The organism is uncultured Brachyspira sp. (assembly GCF_949287625.1).
Lineage (GTDB): Bacteria > Spirochaetota > Brachyspiria > Brachyspirales > Brachyspiraceae > Brachyspira.
Genome location: NZ_CASEGO010000188.1, coordinates 1 through 2,352 on the forward strand (window position 1 = coordinate 1; position 2,352 = coordinate 2,352).

At 27.2% G+C, this 2,352-nt stretch carries 2 protein-coding genes; both read left to right on the top strand.

The window, feature by feature from the left end; translation table 11 throughout:
- Positions 1–181 precede the first annotated feature (181 nt).
- Positions 182–1,474 (top strand): hypothetical protein, encoded by a 1,293-nt coding sequence (locus Q1X91_RS15445; protein WP_300759481.1) that lies wholly within the window; start codon positions 182–184, stop codon positions 1,472–1,474.
- Between the two features lie 108 nt (positions 1,475–1,582).
- The gene (gene flgN / locus Q1X91_RS15450) at positions 1,583–2,092 is read left to right on the top strand and encodes a flagellar export chaperone FlgN (protein ID WP_013113563.1); all 510 of its coding nucleotides are present in this window, start codon (positions 1,583–1,585) and stop codon (positions 2,090–2,092) included.
- Positions 2,093–2,352 lie beyond the last annotated feature (260 nt).

Sequence of the window (2,352 nt, forward strand, 5' to 3'; positions counted from 1 at the left end):
TTCCTTTTTGTTTGTTGTGATAATTTAAATTATAAGGAATACCTCCTTTTTTTAAACTAAAACTGTGCAATATCTATGGCTCTTAAACAAAAAGTTTATCAAATATATATTGCTAAAATAAAAAAAAATGTTATTATATTATACTGTAAATATTATAATAAGTAGAATATTATTAAAAATTATGAATATAGAGTTTTTACTTTCAGCCAGATTTGATAATAGAAGGGTTATCCCTACCCAAGACAGATTATTCAAAGCTATAGTATCTTCTTTAAATGAAGTTAATATTAATCCTCTTGTTATGCTTTCAGAGTTCTCTATAATAGAAGACGGTAATACTCTTATATATTCATTTCACCCGTCTTCAGACCCTATATATTTTGAATTTAAAACTGACACTTTGTTTATAACTATAAGTACTGGAACTTTCGGAGCAGGATATCACAGATTTATAGTAGGTGTTTTGGATAGAATAGCTAGAAGACTTGATATTGTGTTTAAAGAAAATGATGCCCATAAAGATCCAAGCGGTTATTTTAGAAACAGAAATTTCGAAGAGTTAAAAAAGTTTTTTATAAATTCATTAGCAAATTATGCTCAAATGCTTATAACTCATCATGATAATGGATTTAGTAATTTTATGATATCTATGCCTTATAATTATCCTTTGATAGAAAAAAGCTATTTTGCACTTTCTGCTTTGGGATATTGGGGTAAAAATTGGTTTACTGACTTTGCAGATGCAAGCGAAGAAGTAAGACTTAGTATGTCTGAAGAGTTCTTTATTTGGAATAATGAAGAGATGAATGCCAAATTCTGGTTTAAAAGCTTTATAAGTATGATATGGCTATATTATCCTTTTAGAGAGATAATTGACAACAAAGAAAGAACTATGTATAAAAAAATTATGTATTCTTTCCAAGAAGCATACAAAAAAGATCCTTCGCTAAAATACCCTTGGGATATATTAATAGATATAGCTCATTATTTAGATGATGAAAACTTAGCAAAATTTATAGAAAGCAGAAAAAATACTCATCAGCCTTCTGCTGAAATAGGATTCAGATTAGAAAATGCAAGATACTCTATAGCTGCGGGCTTTACTATAAGCCTTCCTATGCGTATGAATATTTTTAAAAATAATAAAAATTTAGTAGAATTTAAAGATATCAATGTATATATAGCTATGCAGGTATACTCTTTTGCTAATGAAGAAACAGACGTTATTATGGAATATGTATTAAAACAAATAGATATTGCTGGAGAAGATAAGGGAGAAGAACTAGATATAAAAGTAAAAAGCAGCAATATACAGAGCATAGTATATGAAAAAGAACTTGAAGATGATGATTATATGATTACAGTTGCAGCTGCTGCTAAAAAGCTGGCACTTCTTGCTTGGTTTACATATACTGGAAAAGAAAACAGAGATACATGTATTGAGGCTATTAAATCTATCGAAGTAGAAAATTAATCAATATTTATAAAAAAATTATGTAAAGTAATCATAATAACTGCCGATAATAAATTTGTAGTTAGTTTAATAGAAATTTAAGTAACTATTAATTTAAAGGTGGTATTTATGTTTAACTTATATGAAGAGCTTACAAAAATAGAGATACTTCTTTCCAAAGAAATAGAAGTTTATAAAATAATCTTAGAAGATGAAGAGAAAAAGGTTAATTCTATAATCAATACTAGACTGCAGGATATACATTTATACTGCGATCATCAAAATGAAAAAATGACAGAAGCTAATGAACTTAGAAAATTAAGAGAAAGCATTATTGATTTGATAGTATTAAACAAATTCCCTCACCTATCCGAAACAGCAACATTATCAGATATTATTAGAAGAATACCTCTTAATAAAACTGCTAGAATATCTGCATTACGCCTTGAATTGGTTACTTTAATGGCTAGATTAAAACATCTCAATAAATTAGCTCCGAAACTTTTCGATGAAGCTTTAGACTTGTTTGCAAATATGAAAGAAGTTCTAAATGAAAGCAAAAAAGTGGGCTATAACAACAAAGGCAAAGAGCATGTTGTTAATAGGAAATTATCAGTTTTAGTAAATAAGCAAGTTTAATATAGAATATTTATATCTTAATGAAACGTATGGCATTTTTATGTTATACGTTTTTTATTTTGCAAATTCGTTTGACAAACTCAATAATTTTTAGTATATACTGGAACGATTTCATTTTGCCAATTCATGTACATTATATAGAATTATCAACTTTTTTGCCACACAAAAAAGTTGCAAAAAACGCAATTACTAGAACTTTATATTTTATATATACGTATTAAATGTAGTGTATATCCATAAATTTAGGCTAAAAATACAGT

What these genes read in the sequence shown, in the direction of transcription:
- flgN (WP_013113563.1), top strand. Translation starts at nt 1,583, where the DNA reads ATGTTTAACTTATATGAAGAGCTTACAAAAATAGAGATACTTCTTTCC.
- Q1X91_RS15445 (WP_300759481.1), top strand. Translation starts at nt 182, where the DNA reads ATGAATATAGAGTTTTTACTTTCAGCCAGATTTGATAATAGAAGGGTT.